Origin of the sequence: Paenibacillus sp. PAMC21692 (assembly GCF_014303795.1) — a bacterium.
In the GTDB taxonomy this organism is placed as follows: Bacteria; Bacillota; Bacilli; order Paenibacillales; family Paenibacillaceae; genus Pristimantibacillus; species Pristimantibacillus agaridevorans.
On sequence record NZ_CP060293.1, the window covers coordinates 7,731,524 to 7,750,103 of the forward strand.

Consider the following 18,580-nt stretch of genomic DNA (forward strand, 5'->3'; position numbering starts at 1 on the left):
TTGGGGCGCTGACAGGTGTCGACCGAAACAGTTGCGCATTTCGGCTGCTTTGACGATCCATTTGTCAGTCTCACCGACCTAACAAAATAGCCACCAAGCAGCGCCGAAGCGCTCCTTGGTGGCTTGCCACTCCCCTATGCGCGGAACAGTCCTTGCAGCGCGGACAACTCAACTTCCGTCGCCGGCTGGAAGGCGTCCGACTTGGCATAGCCCGCGATGCTGCGAAGCAGCTGCCTGCCTTCCGGCGTCTCTGCCAGCCCCCAGGCTTCGGCGCCGCAGATGAGCAGCTTGCCGTTCAGCGCGCGGCATTCGAACAGCAGGCCGAGCTTATGGTTGCGCTCGACATTGTCGATCGTCGCCACGATCGGGCTAAGCTCGCGCGGCAATTCGTCGAGGACGAGCGAGCGCGAACGGGAAACGATGCTCCACCACGGATACGTGGAGTACGTATCGCTCGGGAAGCCCTGCAGCGCAGGATGCTCGTTGTCGATCAGGAGTCCCATCGTGCCGACGGGCACTGGTTTGTTCATGCTCTCCGAGATGGAGCGGAACATCGGATAGTTCCAGAAGTCGGTGCAATACGTGCCTTCGATGCTGGCCGCCAGCGCATCCGGCTTCGCGAACAGCACGACATTCTCGCCCTTCTCCAGCAACGACGCAGCTTCGTCCGTCAGTTCGTCGAACACATGCAGGCCATCCAGCTCCGGACCGCCTTCTGCAGATGGGAACACCCACAGCGCGTAAGACTTGCGCACGTCGGTTCCCTCGATCCAGAGACGGAGCTCGAGCTGACTGGCAGCATCCAGCGAAGGCAACACAGCTTCGAACGCTCCTAGATCGATGTACGGACTCCCCTCGTCAACTGCAGTGCTCAGCTTTCCTCCTGCAAGTACCTCACCGCCAAGACAAAGCTCCCACTGCGCCTCTGCTGCGCCAAGCGCCTCCGGTCTGAACCACACTAGCTCCGCGCTGGCTCGGAACGTATCGCCGGATACCCAGACGTAGGATTCGAACCGCGCCAGCAGCACAGCGTCGGAGCAATAAGTACGCCATTCCTCCGGCTCCACCAATCCCTTGGAATCCATGAAGGCATCCAGGACGCCCACGAGCGCCGTGCCTTGACCACTGAAGTCCTGCAGGTCAAGAAGCTGGAAACCTGCAAGCTGCCGCGTACGGAAGGCCGCCTCCAGTTCCTCTTTGTAACACTCCACGGCGAGCTTGCCGGAGCTCTGAAAGAACTTTTCCGCGAGATGCCCCATCCCCTTGATCTCCAGCCGCTCGCGGAACAGCTCGAAGTTTCGCGCCTTAAGCGGTCCATCGTACTTCTCGATCTCGGCATAATTGGGATACATGCCAAATTGCCCGATCTCATGGGACACGACGGGAATGGACGGGATAAGCTCGGATGCCGCTTCCGCCTTTACCGTGATTGCCTCGGTTCCGTACTGAATTTGGAGCTCGCCGCCTCCATCCGTGCCGCCGTCCCCGCCGAGGCCGCTCGGAACGATCTGCTCGTCGTAATCCTTCATCGTGCTCGGCTTATCCGTCTGAATATGCCCTAACGGCGCATCGCACATCGCATAGGACCCCCGGAACAGACGATCTCTGGAGAAACGAACGCCGCAGTAGAAGTCGTCTTCCTCTAAAATAACCGGCACGAACTGGAAGTTGTTAGAGCCTTGCGTGTAGAGCGGGCGGCTGTCGTAAGCCTTATATCCGCGCATTATTTCCGCGATCCGGCTTTTGCTGCCCCACAGCTCGTTGCCAAGCGACATCATGACGAACGACGGATGATTGCCGAAGGAGCGTAGAATTTCGAAGCCCTCCCGGATCAAATATTGCTGCTCCGCTTCGTTATGCTTCTCGTCGCCTTCCTCCGTTACAGTGCCCCAGAACGGCAGCTCCGGCTCCATGTAGATCCCGAGCATATCGGCGGCTTCGAACGCTGCCTCTGGAGGGCAGCAGGTATGAAAGCGATAATGGTTAATGCCATATGATTTCGATATGCCCAAAATGCGAAGCCACTCTTCCAGCGTCGTCGGAGCATAACCCGTTAGCGGGAAAATCAGCCCGTCATGCTTGCCCCGCAGAAACGTCTTCGCGCCGTTGATCGTGAATTTATCGCCGTCCGCCTTAAAGTCCCGCAAGCCCGCCATGATATTCCGCTCGTCTAGCAAAGCACCTGCATCACTGACAAGACGCAGCTTCAGCTCGTAGAGATTCGGGGAAGCGTCGCTCCAGAGCAGCGCATCATCGCCAAGGGCGTAGACAACTTCAAGCTCGCCGCCCGATACAGCCACCATAAGAGGCGCAGCTCGATGGATTCCGCTCTCCGTTCCTTCATTCGACTGCGACTCGGCCACATGGACTCCACTCTCCGTTACTTCAATCGTCAAAGTCCCTTGCGGCACGCCCGCCACCTTCGCCCGAACCGTAAAAGTACGATTTGCAGCATCCGGGTATACTTGTACGTCGTCCAGATAGGAGTCGCCTGCAAACTGCAGCTCCAGCCGTCCTGTAATGCCGTTCCAATTCGTCTGCGTGTCCGCCGACGTCATATGTCCGCCTTTGGTCGGATAAGAAGTGTTGTCGACCCGGATCGTGATGCGGTGCTTCCCTTCCGTCAGCAACTTGCCGAGCTCGTAGACATGCGGCGTGCACAGGCTGTTCCGCGTGCCGATCTCCTCGCCGTCGATCCAGACGGTCGTGACCCGCGTACGCTCCAGATAAAGCATGGCGTTCCATCTCGCTTGCTCCGCAGTAATATCAACCTCGCGCGAGAACCAGGCATAGCCCTCGAACTTGAAAGCGTCCGTCAACGAACCCGCCAGCGCCTCCTCGTTCGCCGGGCCTTTGCCGGCATGGGACGTCGTTCCCGGCAACGTCATGACATCATCGAACGGCTCTGCCTCGTTTCCTGTTTTCTCCGAATCCAGCCGCAGCCGCCATTGTCCTTCCAGACCAATCTTCGTAATCATCTCGTTCCCCAGCTCCTATTTATCCTGTTAGTGGTAGTTCAAAAAGTCCGCTTTTGATCACGAAGTATGCCAAGAAGCTTACTCGACATCGAATATTGAATTCAGGCGAAACTTCCGGTGCTCACGTAGCTTCCACTACGCTCCGCTCCTCACTTTCTACCTTCATCCAATCTTCTCGGTGCTGAAAACCGAACTTATTGAACACGTATTTTAGTGGTAGTCCCTATATTCCTGCGGGGTATATCCCGTTGTTTTCTTAAAGAGGTAAGTGAAATAAGCCGCCGTTTGGAAACCGACCTGCTCCGCCACCTCATAGACGCGAACATGCGGGTCGCGCAGCAGCTCCATCGCTTTGTTCATCCGCGTCTCCTGCACGAATTCGGACACGGTCTTCCCGGTTGACTTCCTGAACAACACGCTCAGGTAGCTCGCGTTCAGATGATGAAGCTCCGCCAGCTGCTTGACGGTTACATTCTCATGAATATGGGCTTCGATATAGTCGGAGATCTTCTGGATCAAATTGTGTTGCTGCGAGTTCTGCTTGTTTTGCTCCGCCTCCGCGTACCTCTTAACGTATTCCATCACGACATCCTTGACCTGCGGCACCGTCGTGCAGTCGATCAGACGCTGCCAGACCGGAATGTTGAGATCGGCCATGGCATCGTCCTGCAGCTTCCGCTTGCGCGCCAGCTCGCTAAGCAGACCGAGCCCGAACGCCTGAATGTATGTGAAGGGATGATGAGCGATAAGCATATCCAGCACGCTGCTGGTATATTCGACCGCCTTGCCGGCTTCGTCGGCCTTCTCCAGCATTCGGACGATCTCCGGAATGTACTCCTCCCTGACGCGGTGCTCCAGAAATTCCGTCTCGTCCAGCCGCTCCTCGTACAGCACTTGGCCGCCTTCCAGCAGCCGCGCTTTGGCCATCATATATTTCACGCGTTTATACGCGATGGGGGCCTCGCCCCAATCCTTAAAGATGCGGCTAAGTCCGACCGTCACCGAGGAGCCGTACTGCTCTCGAATCCACTGCTGCACGAACGCGATGCCCTTCTCCATGCGAACCTGCTCCTCCGGCAAGGGGTTGAGATGCACGGCGACAACCTCCTCCGATCCCATGCTGGCGGCGATGACGCCGGGGAAGTCCGCCAAGCTGACCTTTACCGCCTTCAGGAATCCGCTCCCTCGCACGATTCGGCTTTTGGCATCCCGGCCGCCATCCATAAACCGGTCGTAGCCGAAGGAGATGACGCTGATTCCCCGCATCAGCGGGGGCAGCTCCAGCAGCTTGATCCAGGATTCCTTCGTATCGTCGTCCGCGAGCCCTTCCAACACAAGATCATGGACGAAACGTTCCTTGACGACATCCAGACTGCCGGACACCTTCTCTTGCAGCTCGTTCGTCTCCGCTTCGATGTCCCGCTGCTTCTCGATCGCCGCGCGAAATGCGGTCAGCTTCGCTTCCACTTCCTCGGTCTTGATCGGCTTAAGCACGTAAGCCTGTGCGCCGACATGTATCGCTTCCTGTACGAACTCGAACTCGTTGTAGCCGCTGATAATGAGCACCTGCAGCCGATAACCCAGCTCCTTGCACCGCGACACGAGCTCAATCCCCGTCATGATCGGCATCGACACGTCCGAGATGAGCACGTCGACGTCATGATTCCGCAGCAGAGCAAGCGCCGCTTCTCCGGATTGAGCTGTCAGCGGCGGCGCGTAGCCGATCGCCTCCCACCCGACATGCCTGACCAATCCTTGTATATGCGTTGGCTCGTCATCCACAATCAAAGCCTGTATCATACGCCATCTCCTTTCCTGATTTCCGGCTGCTCCAGATAAGCGGGGATGTCGATCGCCACGAATGTCCCTTCCCCTGGGGCGCTGTCGATTGTCATACTGCTGCCGCTGCCGAAATAAAGCAGAAGCCGCTCTCTAATGTTGGCGGTGCCGAAGCCATTGCCGGAGCCGGTCCGCTTGCCCTCGCGCAGCGATTCCAGCGTCTCCTCGGACATCCCTGCCCCGTTATCGTGAATGACGAACCGGATGCGATCTTGCTCCTTCCTGGCCGAGATCCGAATGAACGCATCTTCCTTCTGCATAATGGCGCCATGCACGTAACAGTTTTCGACGATGGGCTGGAGCAGCATTTTGATCGTGTAGTAAGGCCGCGCTTCCGGGTCGATGTCCCACTCGATCTGTACCTGCTCCGGGTAGCGGAGCTCTTGGATATCGAGATAAGCTTCGACATGCTGCAGCTCCGTCTCCACTCTTGTCACGTTTACCCTGTTGTCAAGCGCAAGCCGGTAGAACGTCGTCAGTGCGTCGATCGCGCGAATCTGTTTCTTATCTCCCTGATCCATGGCACGCCATCTGATTAAGCTCAGCGAATTATAGATAAAATGCGGATTGATCTGCGCCTGCAGCGCGCGGAACGAATGCTCCCGCTCCTTCAGCCTCGACTTCGTAATATCGTTGACCAGCGTCCCGAGCTTGCCCGTCATGGAATTAAACAAAACCTCCAGCTCGCCAAGCTCGTCTTTGTCCCTGCTGGTGACGGTTACATCGAATTCGCCTTCGGCAATGTCGTTCATCCGGCTGCCCAGCTTGCGAATCCGCCATACGACGTTTTTTAGTACAGTCATGACCATAAACATGGACAACAGCAGAAAGAAAGCTATAGCGCCCACGATACCGTAGGCTATCCCCTTGGATTGCCGCTCCAACTGGTCCATGTGCAGCACCGCGGCCACGCTCCATCCCGAAGCCAGCGTCTCGACGATCATCTGTTTGTCATCCAGCATGACTCCTTCCGAGAACGCCCCTTCTCCCATGCCTTCGGCTTGCTTAAGCTCAGGAATACGCGCAGCAATCGTCCCAATCTGATCCTCGCTGGACGAAGCTACAATACGTCCGTTGTGATCCATAATATAGATATCGCCGGCCCCGTTGAAGGGATTGTCAAAGAGGTCTCCGAACACGGAATCGTAATCCAGCAGCATATAGGTAGCGCCGACGACGCTAGAGCCGTTCGTGTTAAAAATCTTGTGCGACACCAGAAGCTGGTCGGTCTCGCCCGGCACGTTGATCCACCGCAAGGGCTCGCCTGACGCCAGCGTCTCGCTGTACCAATCCGTCTCCGTCCGTCCGGCGAGCGGTCGACCCTCCGGCTTCCACAGCAGCCTCCCGTCCTGGACGAGAGTGTCGTTCGTGTGATAGATCCGGAACATGTCGATGCCTGGCAGCAACTTGCTTGTCGATAAGAACGACCGGTCGACGTATTCCAGCGAGAGCAGCTGGTCGGACATGTCGGCATGTTCTCTGGACAATCTCGCCGACAACTCCCCGTCGGTCGCCGTACGGACGGCCAGGAGATCGTAGGCTTGCTTTCGGAAATCGATGTTCTGAGAAGTCTGGCGGACCGCTTCCCTGATCGTGACCATGTAATTGTCGCGTACGCTCTGCAATGCGAAATATCCCGCGCCGATACCGAGAATAACGGTAGGCACGAAAACAATGAGCACGTATAGCAACATAATTTTTCCGCGGAGATGGAGTCCCCTCGTCACACGTATCGCCGTTCGTTCGATTAATCGCAGCACCATTGCTCAACCACTCCCAGCCGTATCATTCCGTTTAAATAAAAGTGAAACACTCCCCGCGGGAGAAAAGGCAAACGGAGCAACCCCCTTTACGGGATTGCTCCTGCTTGCCTCTATGCTATTGCTTTGCAATCATAGTGTCGTAGGATTTTTGCCATTCTTCCTTCAGCTCGCTCCAATGCGCGCGTTTCTCCAACGCATCGCGGAATTGGTTCCAAACCGACTCGAATTGCGCGGCATCCTTCGCCATAATCAGCTTGGCTCTGTACTCTTTACGTACGTTCTCAAGCTCCGGTCCGTATTTCTCCCATAGACCGCCCGGCTCCGCTTTCACCATGTCGTATAGCTCCGCGCCGCGTACGCCGCCCATCGCGCCGACTTCGGACGTAAATTCCGACGTACGTTTCGCTCCGGCTTTGTCGGACTCGCCGTAGTTCCACCATGGGTACCAATCATTATTATACGACGAAGCCATGTATAACTCAGGTGTTACTGACGATTTACGCGCCGTGTCGCCGCTATTGCGTTCTGCTTTGTACGCTTCGTCGATATATTTCCATTCGCCGAGAGGCTGGTCGACCCAATCCCAGAACACGCCAGTCGGACCTTCGTTAATGACATGTTGCTGCTCTGCATTCGGCTGCAGCGTGTAATCGAAAAACTTCAGGATAGCTTCAAGATTTTTGGTGTCTTTGCTGACATACACGTCGTATCCCGGGTACGGGTTCACGACTTGGTTGGCGCCGACTTTGTCTACGCCTTCCACTTTCGGGAACGGCACGACTTGATAGAACCAACCCGGTTCCGTCGGTCCGTCCAGCGTTTCCCACAGCGTCGCGTCGACATTAAAGAAGCTGCCTACGTTCAGCGCGGTGCGTCCGGATTTGTTTTTCTCCTTGTAACGCTCTTTTTTATCCGTTACGACCTCAGGGTCGATCAGCTTGGCCAGATACATTTCGTTAAGCCATTGGTAAGCGGCTTTGTACTGAGGATCGTCATATAGAAGAACATGCTCGCCGTTTTTCTCCTCGACCGGGATTACGCCGCCGGCGCTGCCCGTCGTTACGCCGAACGCGCTCAAAATGGCGTTTTCGTCGTTCCAGCCGATCGTATCGCTCGGATCCATCAGGAAGCCCATCGGATTAAGCGTTTTGCCGGCATCATCCTTCACGCTGCCCGCTGCCTTCAAGTATTCCTCCACGCCTTCCAGCGTAGCCAGATCGTCCAGCGTCATGCCCACTTTCTCCAGCACGTCCGTCCGAACGAGCCATGTTTGCGAAGCCCAGCCCGGCCACGGATTGTCCGGATTCTGATCGAACCAGGTCGGGATCGACCAGATCTGGCCGTTCTCGTCCTTCATTTCCTCCAAATATTGTTTCGGAATGGAAGCGAGTCCCGGATATTTGTCCGGCATGTCGAAGTATTGCTCCAACGACATGATTTTCTTCGAGCGCTGCATCGCGCTTTCCACCGTCTCACTGCGACTAAAAATCGCCGCATCCTTAAATCCGTCCGTGTTCAGCCTCAGGTTCAGAGCCGTTGCCGCATCGCCTTGCGTCGCTTCCAGCGTTACCGCTACACCCGGTTCTTTCTCCTTCCAATGTTTCTGAACGGAGCTGTCGTTGTTGATCGTCGCCGACCAGCCGAGCCACAGATTAAATGCCGTGTTGCCTCCGGCTGCCGCATTGCCGCCTGTTTCCGATGGAGCTTCGTTTGCTCCGCCGGAACAGCCAGCCAGCACCAGCGTAGTTGCCAGCGCCGCCGCGATCGTACCCTTGCTTTTTAGTCCCCACTTCATGTTTGTCTGCCTCCCCTTGCGATTGTGTAACGATAACGGTATATGGTTGGATCATTATACCCCTGTAAGTCCTAGCCCTTAACGGAGCCGATCAGTACGCCTTTGACGAAATACTTCTGCAAGAACGGATAGACGCACAGGATCGGAATGGCGCTTACCATAACGACGGCCATCTTGATCGACATCAGCGTAATATTCTGCTGCGAGCCGCGAGCCAGCGCTTCCTGGTTATTGTTGGAGCCCATGACGGCCGACAGGTCGGACGCGTTGAGCAATTGCTGCAGGAACGTCTGTACCGGAATCAAGGATTGATCCGTGACGTAGAACGCTCCGGCGAACCAATCGTTCCAGTGCCCTACTGCGGTAAACAAACCCAGCGCGGCCAGCATCGGCTTCGAGAGCGGGATGATGATCTGGAACAGGATCCGCACGGGACCCGCTCCGTCGAGCTCTGCAGATTCGATCAGCGCCTCCGGAATGCCTTGCAGGAACTTCAGCATGACGAACATATTCCAGGCCGAGAATGCCGTCGGAATAATGTACACGAGAAACGTGTTCGTAAGTCCCAGATTAAACAACTGGATATAGAATGGCACCAGTCCGCCGCTGAACAGCATTGTGATCAGAACGTAAGCCAGGATGCCTCTGCGGAACGGCAAGCCCCGGTATGACAAGCCATAGGCCGCGATCAACGTCACGAGCATGCCAACGATGGTGCCAAGAACCGTCCTGGCGATCGTAATCAGATAAGCGCTGCGGATAACCTCGTTGCCAAGCACGATCTCATAGTTGATGAGCGTGAACGATCTCGGCCATAAGTAGACGCCGCCTTTTGCCGCGTCCGCTCCATCATTCAGGGAGATTGCAAGCATATACAGAAACGGGTAGATGACGCTGAGACAAAGCAGCGATAACAACACGACAATAACGGTTTGTCCGACCTTTTCTCCTACTGATAGTCTCATGAGTTACCAAAGCCCTTCGCCGTTAATTTTGCGCGATATCGCGTTCGTCAAAAGAACAAGCACCAGCGCAAGGACCGATGATAATAAACCTACGGCCGTTGCCATCCCGAAGTAACCTTGCTGCAGACCGCTTCGCAATACATACGTATCCAGTACGTCCGATACCGACATATTCGCCGAGTTCATCATCGGGTAGATCTGATCCATGCCGACCGTAATTAAGCTTGGAATGCTCAGAATGAGCACGATCGTGATCGTCGGCATAATGCCCGGCAGTGTAATGTTGCGAATCTGCGCCAACTTGCCCGCGCCTTCTACCTTCGCCGCCTCGTAAAGCTGCGGATCGATAGCCGTAATGGCTGCCAGGTACAGAATCGTATTCCAGCCGACTTCCTTCCACAAGCCGCTCCCGACGATCATCGGTCGGAACCATTCTGTCGAGCCCAGAAAGAAGATCGATTCGTTGCCCGTCTTCTGAATAACATCGTTCACGAGTCCGCCGTCCAGCGTCAGGAACGATTGCAGAATGTACGCGACGACGATCCAAGAGAAGAAGTGGGGCAGGTAGCTCACGGATTGCACGAATCTTTTGAATCCGGAATGCAGAACCTCGTTAATCATTAATGCCAATAAAATTGGAGCCGGAAAGCCGAAGATGAACTTCAGCACTGAAATGTACAGCGTGTTGGTGACAACGACCCAGAACTGCGGTTCTTTAAAAAAGGCGAAGTTATCGAAGCCCACCCAAGCGCTGTTCCAAATCGACGACCCGATCTGAAAGTCCCGGAAGGCGATCTGAATGCCCGCCATCGGGACGTAGTTGAATAGAAATAGCAGCGCGACTGCCGGTAAAATCATGGCATATTGCCAGCGGTATTTATAAAATCTTCCCATCCGGTTCCCCTCCCTGCTTTAAATGATAAGCCTTTCGAGATTGGGGAACCATATAACAACGATTGGTTATCTATCGAAATCATTAGTTGTTTCTTATTCGCTTGCAGGTTGCGTTGTCAGTATGCCCAGAAATGACCAAAACAAGGCGGGGCTTAGCGCTCCGCGCGGCCCTGTAACCCGATTTTTTCGGGTTACAGCTCACCATGTCGCTACGAGCGGCTCTGTAACCCGATTTTTTCGGGTTACAGCTCACCATGTCGCTACGAGCGGCTCTGTAACCCGATTTTTTCGGGTTACAGCTCACAATATCGCTACGCACGGCTCTGTAACCCGATTTTTTCGGGTTACAGCTCGCAAAGTCGCTCCGTGCGGCTCTGTAACCCGATTTTTTCGGGTTACAGCTCACAAAGTCGTTCCGAGGCGCACTGCAACAACTAAAATAGCCGCGGCTTCCACCATTAGGTGAAAGCCACGGCTTAAAACCGCCAATCGTTAATATTATACGTGCGGGGCGACTCTCGAGATCTCCTTGCCACAGTCTCAAAGAGTCCCCAATCAGACTAAGACTTAAAAGACAGCCCTTCTTCCCGGAGCGCCTCACGGAGCTTCGGCATGCAAGACGGACCAACACCGTGAAGCTTCAAAATTTCCTTCTCCGAATAAGCGGAAAGCTCCGTTAGCGTGGAGATCCCCTGCGTCTCTAGCGCGCGCCGCACCGGCGCAGCCAAGTTTGCCATAAAGCCGGTCTCAGGCGCATTTCCGCTCTCGCACTTCGGACAAGTGTTGCACTCGCTGCTCTTATAGTAGCGATGCCCTTTCTCGCATATTCTTAGCGTCTTCGGCGCTGCAACCATTATCGTACTCCTCCTGTCCATTGAAGGTGCGCTCTCCGCTGTCGCTGCCTCGGAAGCGAAGCAGCCTTGCCATGCTGCTGCATGTATAAACAACCGTCATGCGTAACCGCCCAGGCACCGGGAAAATTGCGTGGAACGAAACAGAAAATGTTTGCTTAGCCGTAACATACCCTTCTGCTTTCATCAGCTCGGCGATCAGTACCGCTCCGCCAGCCGCCCACGCAGCGTATTGTGCGAGAGACCACGAACTTGTTGTGCGAGAAACCACGAACTTGGTTAGCCTTGCTTTGCCGTAATATACCCTTCAGCCTTCAGCAGCTCGGCGATCAGCACCGCTCCGCCGGCAGCGCCGCGCAAAGTGTTATGCGACAGACCGACGAACTTGAAGTCGTAGAGGGAATCTTCGCGCAGGCGGCCAGCGGATACTCCCATGCCGCCTTCGATATCACGATCCAGTCCCGTCTGCGGACGGTTCTCTTCTTCGAAGTACGTGATGAATTGCTTCGGTGCGCTAGGAAGCCCGAGCTCTTGCGGGCGACCTTTGAAGCTGCTCCAACGATCCAGAATTTCTTCCTTGGAAGGTTTATTCTCAAACGATACGAATACCGTCGCCAGATGGCCATCCGTTACAGGGACGCGAATGCATTGCGTCGTAATATGCGGCGCGCTTGCTTTCACGATCTCGCCGTTCTCTACGCTGCCCCAGATACGAAGCGGCTCCTGCTCGCTTTTCTCTTCTTCGCCGCCGATGTAAGGAATGACATTGTCCAGCATTTCCGGCCAATCTGTGAAGTTTTTGCCCGCTCCGGAGATGGCTTGATACGTCGAAGCGACGACCGTCTTCGGACCAAATTCATTAAGCGCGTTGAGCATTGGCACATAGCTCTGAATCGAGCAGTTCGGCTTGACCGCGATAAAGCCCGTCTCCGTTCCAAGGCGCTTGCGCTGAGCCGCAATGACGTCCAGGTGACCCGGGTTAATTTCCGGAATAACCATAGGGACATCTGCCGTCCAGCGGTGTGCGGAGTTGTTAGATACGACCGGAGTGCCCGTTTTTGCATAGGCTTCCTCCAACGCTTTGATTTCATCCTTCTTCATGTCGACCGCGCAGAAGATGAAGTCGACGCCGGAAGCAACCTCTTCTACCTTCGAAGCATCTTGCACCACAATGGACTTTACGCCCTCAGGAATCGGAGTATCCAGCTTCCATCTACCCTGCACGGATTGCTCGTAAGTCTTGCCCGCCGAGCCCGCGCTCGCCGCGATTGCCGTTACTTGAAACCACGGATGACCATCCAGCAGTTGAACGAACCGCTGACCTACCATTCCCGTACCGCCTACAATGCCGACTTTCAATAACTGTGTCATCTGTTTCGTTGCCTCCTCTATAGTAGTAAACCTGAGTCCTCTATACCTTCATTACATGTTTATTGCGCATATTTCGGAACCTCTTGCTTTAAAATGCGATTCCGGTACAGCCCGCTTATGTGCAATTTCCGTTTACAGCCAGTTTATATGCAATTCCGCTAACTGCCGGCATATTTCCAATTCCATTTACAGCCAGCTTGCTGCTCTGCCTATTGAATACGCAACTCCGGAACTTCTATGCTCATCATATAGCGAAATTGCGCGGATGCCTAGAATCAAAAAAATCCCACCCCCAAGACTATTATCAGTCTCAGGGGCGAGATTGAACTCTCGCGGTACCACCCTAAATTCGCGTATACGTCGCCGCATGCGCCTCTTCAAGTACGACGCGGGTCTCCCCTCGTTTATACTCTAGCTCTGTAACAGGAGCTCCTGTCGCATCACCCCCCGCCCATTCGGGGTTCAGGTTCCGACGCGCTGCTCGGAGTCTTTCTTCGATAAAGTCTTCTTTGCTCCATTTCACCGGCCGGAGCTCTCTGATAAAGAATACATTTACCTACTTGTCTCGTCATCGCATTTGTTGTCATATATAATATCAATTTCTAGCCCTTAGGTAAACCACTATTCGCAATTTCCTCAAAAAATATTGAAAATCACATGTTCGAACAGTGTTAAATTTTTCTTGGCTGCTTGACCCGTGGATGTTACACTGTAAGATAGTTCTGGAAATGTCCACATTTTGTAAGGAGGGACTTAAAAAGTGAAAAGAAAAAAAACGATGATCCTCGCCGGGCTGGCTGCCGTGCTCGCCTCTTCCGCGCTCGCATTCGGGCCGGATCAAGCCGAGGCTAAAACATCGGCGGACTTCACCGATCTAAAGGATTTGGACGCGGCTACCAAGGCCAAGTTCGATGCCATGATCAGCGCGGGCATCTTCGATGGCGTCAGCGATGGCACGTTCGGCTTGAAGGATGAGATGAACCGAGCCCAGTTCGCCAAAGTAGCAGCGTTGATCTATGGACTTGATGTCAATAAGGATGCAAAAACTTCATCCTTCTCGGACGTCAAAGCCGACGACGCCGCCAACGGTTACGCTCTTCCGTATATCGAGGCTATCAAAAAAGCTGGCATTACGGATGGCATGGGCGATGGGAGGTTCAACCCGGCCGGCGACGTTACCAAGGAGCAATTGGCCACGTTCTTGGTTCGAGGACTAGGCAAGAACGATGAAGCCAAAGAAGAACAAGGAGTCAAGGATGACACCGTATCCGAATGGGCCAAGGGTTATGTGGCGCTGGCTTTGGAGCTTAAGCTGCTTAGCAATGGATCAGACGGCAAATTCGGAGGGAACTCGAACGCCACAAGAGATTTGCTCGTGTTAGGCGCTTATGAGGCCAAGGAGCAGTTTATACCTCCTGGATCGGTAAAACCTTCGGCATCGCCTACACCGACAGCGACGCCTACGCCCACACCAACGGCGACGCCGTATTACCCGCCGGTGTCAACACAGACGCCTACAGCAACACCAACGGCGACGCCGACGCCTACTGTTGCGCCTATTGAGAACTATGTGCTCAAAATGGGATCCGAGTCTAATTCCGTAGCTATCGAGGCTTCTTCTCAACCTAACAATAGTCTTTTAATCAAGCGAAGCAGCACGGCAATTAGCACGCCGATCGTAGGTTATAATGCCTTCGAAAACGAAGTCGGTTCCGACTATGAGTCCGGCGATGTCATCGTAGATGTACCTCTCCCTTATCACATTGGTCTCTATGAAGTGACTAGCAATGGCGTGGTCGTTAAGTTTAGCAATATTGCATTGACGGCGCCTGCAGATATTGACGATTCTGCATACGACATAGAGTCAATCTATGAAGAGAATAAAATCAAGCTGACACTTAACAGTGTTCCCACCGGTGCAACAAAGTGGCAATTCAAGATGAGCGGATCGATGATCGGGACACCTCCTGCCGGAGCAGTTTTCGGCGGCAATGATCTTGTTGCCGGCATAAACGTCATCGAACTCGAAGTTGGCAAAAACTTTCTCGCTATCGCTGCCGTAGATGACGATGGAAAAGTCGTCTCTTACAAATGTGTAGATATCAATGAAGAGTCAGGGACCGAGCAACCTAACCCTACCGATCCAGTGGAACCGGATCCAAACAATCCTGTGGAGTCATATCCTCCTGTAAACCCGCCAGTGATTCCTTTTCCTCCAGTTTATATCCCTTGACTCATATAAAATAGAAATAGGTTTTTCTTTACAGCATGCCCGGCTCTCCCCAACGAGCCGGGCCTTTCTATTTCACCGCATCAAAAAATGCATTAGAATAATTGATATTACTAATATCTAATATAAGGAGTACTAATTTCATGATTAACCTCGAATGGTATCGCGTTTTTTATTGGATTGCCAGAACCGGCAGCCTCACGAAAGCCGCCCTTCGGCTGCATATTACGCAGCCAGCGGTCAGCCAGACCATCAAGCAGCTCGAGAACGCGCTTGGCGGTCCGTTATTTTTCCGAACGTCCAGGGGAGTCACTTTAACGAACGAAGGTGCCATCCTTTACCGCCAGCTGGAGCAGGCCTTTGCGGCCATCGAGGTTGGCGAGAAGTCGATCGCGGATATGAACCGGTTGCATAGCGGAGAAATTACGATCGGAGCAAGCGACACGTTGTGCAAGCATTACCTGTTGCCCTACCTGGAGATGTTCCATGAGCGGTATCCCGGCGTCCGCATTGGCGTAACGAACCGGACGACCCCGGAGACGCTCGCACTGCTCAAAGAGGGCAGGATCGACTTCGGCATCGTCAGCTTGCCGGCATCCGACCCCACCATCCATTTCAAGAGCAGTGTTCCGCTGCAAGACTGCCTCGTAGGAGGCAAACAGTACGCGGAGCTCGCCGCCGGACCGCCTCTCACGCTGGAGGCGCTTGGCGGGCTTCCGCTGTTAATGCTGGAGGAAGGCTCCAGCACGAGACGTTTCCTTGACGCCTATGCATCCGGTCACGGCATTTCGCTCCAACCGGAATTCGAACTGGGCAGCGTGGATTTGCTCGTCCAGTTCGCCCAGAGCGGCTTCGGCGCAGCCTTCGTCATTCGGGACTATGTAAAGAAGGAGCTGGATTCGGGCTCTCTTGTCGAGATTCCCCTCCAGCTCCCTCTTCCCGAGCGACATATCGGCATCGCTACCCTGCGAGGAGTCCCGTTATCCTCTGCGGGCAAAACGTTCCTGGACATGCTGCCCTAAGGCGAGGCCCTTCAATCCGAAGGGCTGCTCAGGAACCGCCGATACCGCTCTCCGTCATGTCCGACGACTTCGGCCAGCAGCGATTCCAGCCGTTTGCCGCCCTCTTGCAGCTGTTCCATATACACATCCGCCCGTATGGCGCCTTGATGAATAATAAGCGCCCTGTCGATGACATGCTCGATCTCGTCCACCAGATGGGTCGTGATCAAATAGGTTTCGCCCTCCTGCAGACTGGTCACCATCAGCTTCAGGAAGTCGCGTCTCGCGAAAACGTCCTTGCCGAGAAACGGCTCATCCATCAGAATAAGCTTGGCTCCCTTGGAGAAGCCGGCGCAGATTTCCATCCTTGCCCGCTGGCCTCTGGACATTTTCCCCATCCGGACGTATTCGTCCAGCTCGAAAAATTTCAGCAGACGCTCGTAACGCTCCCGGTTGAACTTTGGATAGAAGTCGGCAAGAAAGTCCGCGTATTCGGAAGCGTTCATATGCGGCGGATAGCTGCCTTCTTCCGTAATGTAGGCGACCTCGCCATACTGCTCTTGAACCGGACGACCGCGCCACGACACCTCCCCCTCCTGCAATTCGCCCAGCCCCACAATGGCTTTCAGCAGCGAGGTTTTGCCGGCGCCGTTAAGACCAAGCACACCTACGATTTCGCCTGTCGGGATCGTCAGGCTGCCGATGGACAGCGCCGCCGCGGCCCCTTTGCCGAACGGCTTATAGAGTTGCTTCAGCTCCAACATTCATGCTCCCCCTCTCTACTTTGCATTGCCGATCCGCAGGCCGCCGATCTCGCGATACTCGCTGCGTTCCTGCTGGAAGTGCGTCGAAGCCAAATATCGATCCTCGATGACATCGTCGTTCACATCGGTTTGGAGCTCGCCGGCATACAATTTCTCGCCATTTTCATACACTTCGATCATGACCTGTTGGTCATACAAACCTTCAAATAAGGTATACATTTCCGGCTCTACGCTGGAGACCTTCATGACGTACAATCTTCCATTCCGGAAGCTGAACCAATTGTTCGACGCTCCCGACGGGGAGCGGTCCCGTCCCTCGTAACTTAACTCCTGCTTGTTGATGAGCTTTACTTCATCCTTCATGGAGATGCTTGCGATCATATGCCTCGTTTCATTCTCCGGCGACCCCGTATTATAAAACTTCAGATTCAACACGCCAAGATCCTCATCGACATATGCTTCATAATCCTCGTAATAATCGTCAGCCTTTGGCGGTTCCGTTCCCTGGCCCAGCATATAAACATATTCGGCTAGCCGAACCCGACCAAGCGAATCTCCCGTCTCGCTGTCATACGCGCTTACCACGATCTCGCCATCCTCCAAGGAAATAAGCGCCAGCTTGTCTCCGACAGCCTCCAATCCCAGAATTTCGAGTCCCTGCCACGCTTCCTGCCGATTCCCTTCCATGTTCAGCTCGACCAATATGCGCGTCTCGTCTTCCTCGGGCTTCTGCATGCTGTTCCGATTCCCGAAGCGCAGCACCTCGTAAATGCCGCTCTTCCCCGTATATTCACGGGTAGTAGGAGGAACGTAAAAAATACGTTCTCCGACGAAAGCCAGCCCCTTCTCCTGATGGTTGGAAAACGAATAGCCGTCCCCCGTCCCTTTGTACTGCAGAGCCGTTTCCACCAAAGCCGTTCCTTTCACGTTCATTCTGTAGCCTTCTTGCATGCGCCAAGCCTGAATTTCAAACCCGACTCCGGCATAGAAACCAGGATAGATTTCATAAGCCATATCTCCTCTCGGCAGCGGCAAACCGGGAGAATAATTAGCGACCGGCTGTTTAGGCTTGTCAAACACGACTGTCTCTTTGTCTATTTTGTCCTCCGTTAGCTGAAAGCTCATCCTGTGATAACTATCCTGAACATAACCGGACAAAACAACATCCCGGAGCGCGGACCGATCGCCGTAGAGATCGACCAGCTCCAGCTTTCCGTTATTTCTGGCCCCCGAGATCTGAAAGTAGAGGATAACCAATATCGCCAGCCCTGTCGCGAGCAGCGGTAGAGCGGCATGCCGTTTCAGCAAGCGCTTTACTCTTGCAACTCCGTCCCTTCTCATACGATCGCTCCCCTTCTCATCAACCGAATGCTGTGCCCTGCGAACCACAGGACAAAGATCAGCAAGGCGACGCTGCTGGCGTTCAAGTTAAAATCCGTCAAATACGAATGCGGCAAGCCGATGCGATAGATCAGCACTCTGATGACGAGGAACAGCGATCCGGCAACAAGGACGAGCCCCCAATACCGCTTGCTGCGCTCGCACAAAGCGCCGTAATAGATGCCGGTCGTCACCGCCGTGCCTATGCTGATCGTGGACAGTAGCCCCTGCCAGCCAAAAGGCAGGATCAAGCGCAAATAATCGGAGCGAATAACGGCCAGAAACATGCCATTAGCGGGAACGCCAATGCCATTGGTCGCATGCAGGACCCTATCGTCCAGCAGCCCGAAGCCTAGCCAGATCCCCAGGACCGAAGCCGCCCAGAACACCAGCATGCTAACTGCGAAAGCCGCGAGCTTGCCCAGATACAAGCTTTCTCTGCGGACCGGCAACGTCAGCATCGCGTACATGCTTTTGCCGCCCCAATAGCCGGAATAAATGGACTTTAGAAAGAGAGCGAGCAAAGCAACAAAGTAGACAAGCAAGGACGCAAGCGCTCCCGATTCGGCGAAAAGATGCTCGTACCGCCGGATTTCCGCATAATCCTTCCCCATCTCCGCATGCAGAAACAGCAGCGGCGTCACGACTGCGCCAATCGCGAGCAACAGCGTCCCGCGAAAAAGCAGACTGAATTCGTATTGCCATAACCGATACCATGATTTCAATGTTATCCCTCCATGTACTACTCG

General features: G+C 54.4%; 13 protein-coding genes and 1 other annotated feature. Of the genes, 2 read left to right on the forward strand and 11 right to left on the reverse strand.

Translation table 11 applies throughout. The features are described from left to right. Positions 1-134 precede the first annotated feature (134 nt). The 8 genes from H7F31_RS30875 to asd form a co-directional block, all read right to left on the reverse strand. A complete protein-coding gene (locus H7F31_RS30875) occupies positions 135-2,978 on the reverse strand; it encodes a glycoside hydrolase family 2 TIM barrel-domain containing protein (protein ID WP_187101952.1) in 2,844 nt (947 codons plus the stop codon). Positions 2,979-3,188: 210 nt separating this feature from the next. Beyond that, on the reverse strand, positions 3,189-4,778 hold the full coding sequence (locus H7F31_RS30880; RefSeq protein WP_261800196.1) for a response regulator transcription factor: 1,590 nt from the start codon (positions 4,776-4,778) through the stop codon (positions 3,189-3,191). Next, positions 4,775-6,580: a cache domain-containing sensor histidine kinase gene (locus H7F31_RS30885; RefSeq protein ID WP_187101953.1), complete on the reverse strand. Its 1,806-nt coding sequence runs from the start codon at positions 6,578-6,580 to the stop codon at positions 4,775-4,777. Before H7F31_RS30885 ends, H7F31_RS30880 begins: the two co-directional genes overlap by 4 nt. A gap of 115 nt (positions 6,581-6,695) precedes the next feature. Then, positions 6,696-8,375 carry a type 2 periplasmic-binding domain-containing protein gene (locus H7F31_RS30890; protein WP_187101954.1) on the reverse strand — a complete coding sequence of 560 codons (1,680 nt, stop codon included), beginning with the start codon at positions 8,373-8,375 and terminating at the stop codon, positions 6,696-6,698. Positions 8,376-8,446: 71 nt separating this feature from the next. Then, the gene (locus H7F31_RS30895; RefSeq protein ID WP_187101955.1) at positions 8,447-9,340 is read right to left on the reverse strand and encodes a carbohydrate ABC transporter permease; all 894 of its coding nucleotides are present in this window, start codon (positions 9,338-9,340) and stop codon (positions 8,447-8,449) included. A 3-nt stretch (positions 9,341-9,343) separates the two neighbouring features. Beyond that, on the reverse strand, positions 9,344-10,234 hold the full coding sequence (locus tag H7F31_RS30900) for an ABC transporter permease (protein ID WP_087572070.1): 891 nt from the start codon (positions 10,232-10,234) through the stop codon (positions 9,344-9,346). Between the two features lie 560 nt (positions 10,235-10,794). Further along, entirely contained in the window at positions 10,795-11,088 is a 294-nt protein-coding gene (locus tag H7F31_RS30905) for an RNA polymerase alpha subunit C-terminal domain-containing protein (protein ID WP_187101956.1), read from the reverse strand. A gap of 276 nt (positions 11,089-11,364) precedes the next feature. Further along, positions 11,365-12,456, reverse strand: coding sequence for an aspartate-semialdehyde dehydrogenase (gene asd, locus H7F31_RS30910; RefSeq protein ID WP_187101957.1), 1,092 nt, complete (start codon positions 12,454-12,456; stop codon positions 11,365-11,367). A gap of 309 nt (positions 12,457-12,765) precedes the next feature. Then, positions 12,766-13,037: a binding site (T-box leader), on the reverse strand. Between the two features lie 179 nt (positions 13,038-13,216). Here asd and H7F31_RS30915 point away from each other — a divergent pair. Next, on the forward strand, positions 13,217-14,689 hold the full coding sequence (locus tag H7F31_RS30915) for an S-layer homology domain-containing protein (protein ID WP_187101958.1): 1,473 nt from the start codon (positions 13,217-13,219) through the stop codon (positions 14,687-14,689). 140 nt (positions 14,690-14,829) lie between these two features. Next, the gene (locus H7F31_RS30920; RefSeq protein ID WP_187101959.1) at positions 14,830-15,708 is read left to right on the forward strand and encodes a LysR family transcriptional regulator; all 879 of its coding nucleotides are present in this window, start codon (positions 14,830-14,832) and stop codon (positions 15,706-15,708) included. Positions 15,709-15,719: 11 nt separating this feature from the next. On the opposite strand, the gene H7F31_RS30925 is transcribed toward H7F31_RS30920, so the two are convergent. Genes H7F31_RS30925 through H7F31_RS30935 form a run of 3 tightly spaced genes read right to left on the reverse strand, consistent with a single transcriptional unit; the run spans position 15,720 to position 18,556 of the window. Then, entirely contained in the window at positions 15,720-16,451 is a 732-nt protein-coding gene (locus H7F31_RS30925; protein ID WP_187101960.1) for an ATP-binding cassette domain-containing protein, read from the reverse strand. A 15-nt stretch (positions 16,452-16,466) separates the two neighbouring features. Further along, a complete protein-coding gene (locus H7F31_RS30930; protein WP_187101961.1) occupies positions 16,467-17,792 on the reverse strand; it encodes a hypothetical protein in 1,326 nt (441 codons plus the stop codon). Beyond that, a complete protein-coding gene (locus H7F31_RS30935; RefSeq protein ID WP_187101962.1) occupies positions 17,789-18,556 on the reverse strand; it encodes a hypothetical protein in 768 nt (255 codons plus the stop codon). Before H7F31_RS30935 ends, H7F31_RS30930 begins: the two co-directional genes overlap by 4 nt. Positions 18,557-18,580 lie beyond the last annotated feature (24 nt).

Coding starts and splice junctions, on each gene's coding strand:
- H7F31_RS30875 (WP_187101952.1), bottom strand. CDS start 2,978: ATGATTACGAAGATTGGTCTGGAAGGACAATGGCGGCTGCGGCTGGAT.
- H7F31_RS30905 (WP_187101956.1), bottom strand. CDS start 11,088: ATGGTTGCAGCGCCGAAGACGCTAAGAATATGCGAGAAAGGGCATCGC.
- H7F31_RS30930 (WP_187101961.1), bottom strand. CDS start 17,792: ATGAGAAGGGACGGAGTTGCAAGAGTAAAGCGCTTGCTGAAACGGCAT.
- H7F31_RS30925 (WP_187101960.1), bottom strand. CDS start 16,451: ATGTTGGAGCTGAAGCAACTCTATAAGCCGTTCGGCAAAGGGGCCGCG.
- H7F31_RS30880 (WP_261800196.1), bottom strand. CDS start 4,778: ATGATACAGGCTTTGATTGTGGATGACGAGCCAACGCATATACAAGGA.
- H7F31_RS30885 (WP_187101953.1), bottom strand. CDS start 6,580: ATGGTGCTGCGATTAATCGAACGAACGGCGATACGTGTGACGAGGGGA.
- H7F31_RS30900 (WP_087572070.1), bottom strand. CDS start 10,234: ATGGGAAGATTTTATAAATACCGCTGGCAATATGCCATGATTTTACCG.
- H7F31_RS30920 (WP_187101959.1), top strand. CDS start 14,830: ATGATTAACCTCGAATGGTATCGCGTTTTTTATTGGATTGCCAGAACC.
- asd (WP_187101957.1), bottom strand. CDS start 12,456: ATGACACAGTTATTGAAAGTCGGCATTGTAGGCGGTACGGGAATGGTA.
- H7F31_RS30895 (WP_187101955.1), bottom strand. CDS start 9,340: ATGAGACTATCAGTAGGAGAAAAGGTCGGACAAACCGTTATTGTCGTG.
- H7F31_RS30890 (WP_187101954.1), bottom strand. CDS start 8,375: ATGAAGTGGGGACTAAAAAGCAAGGGTACGATCGCGGCGGCGCTGGCA.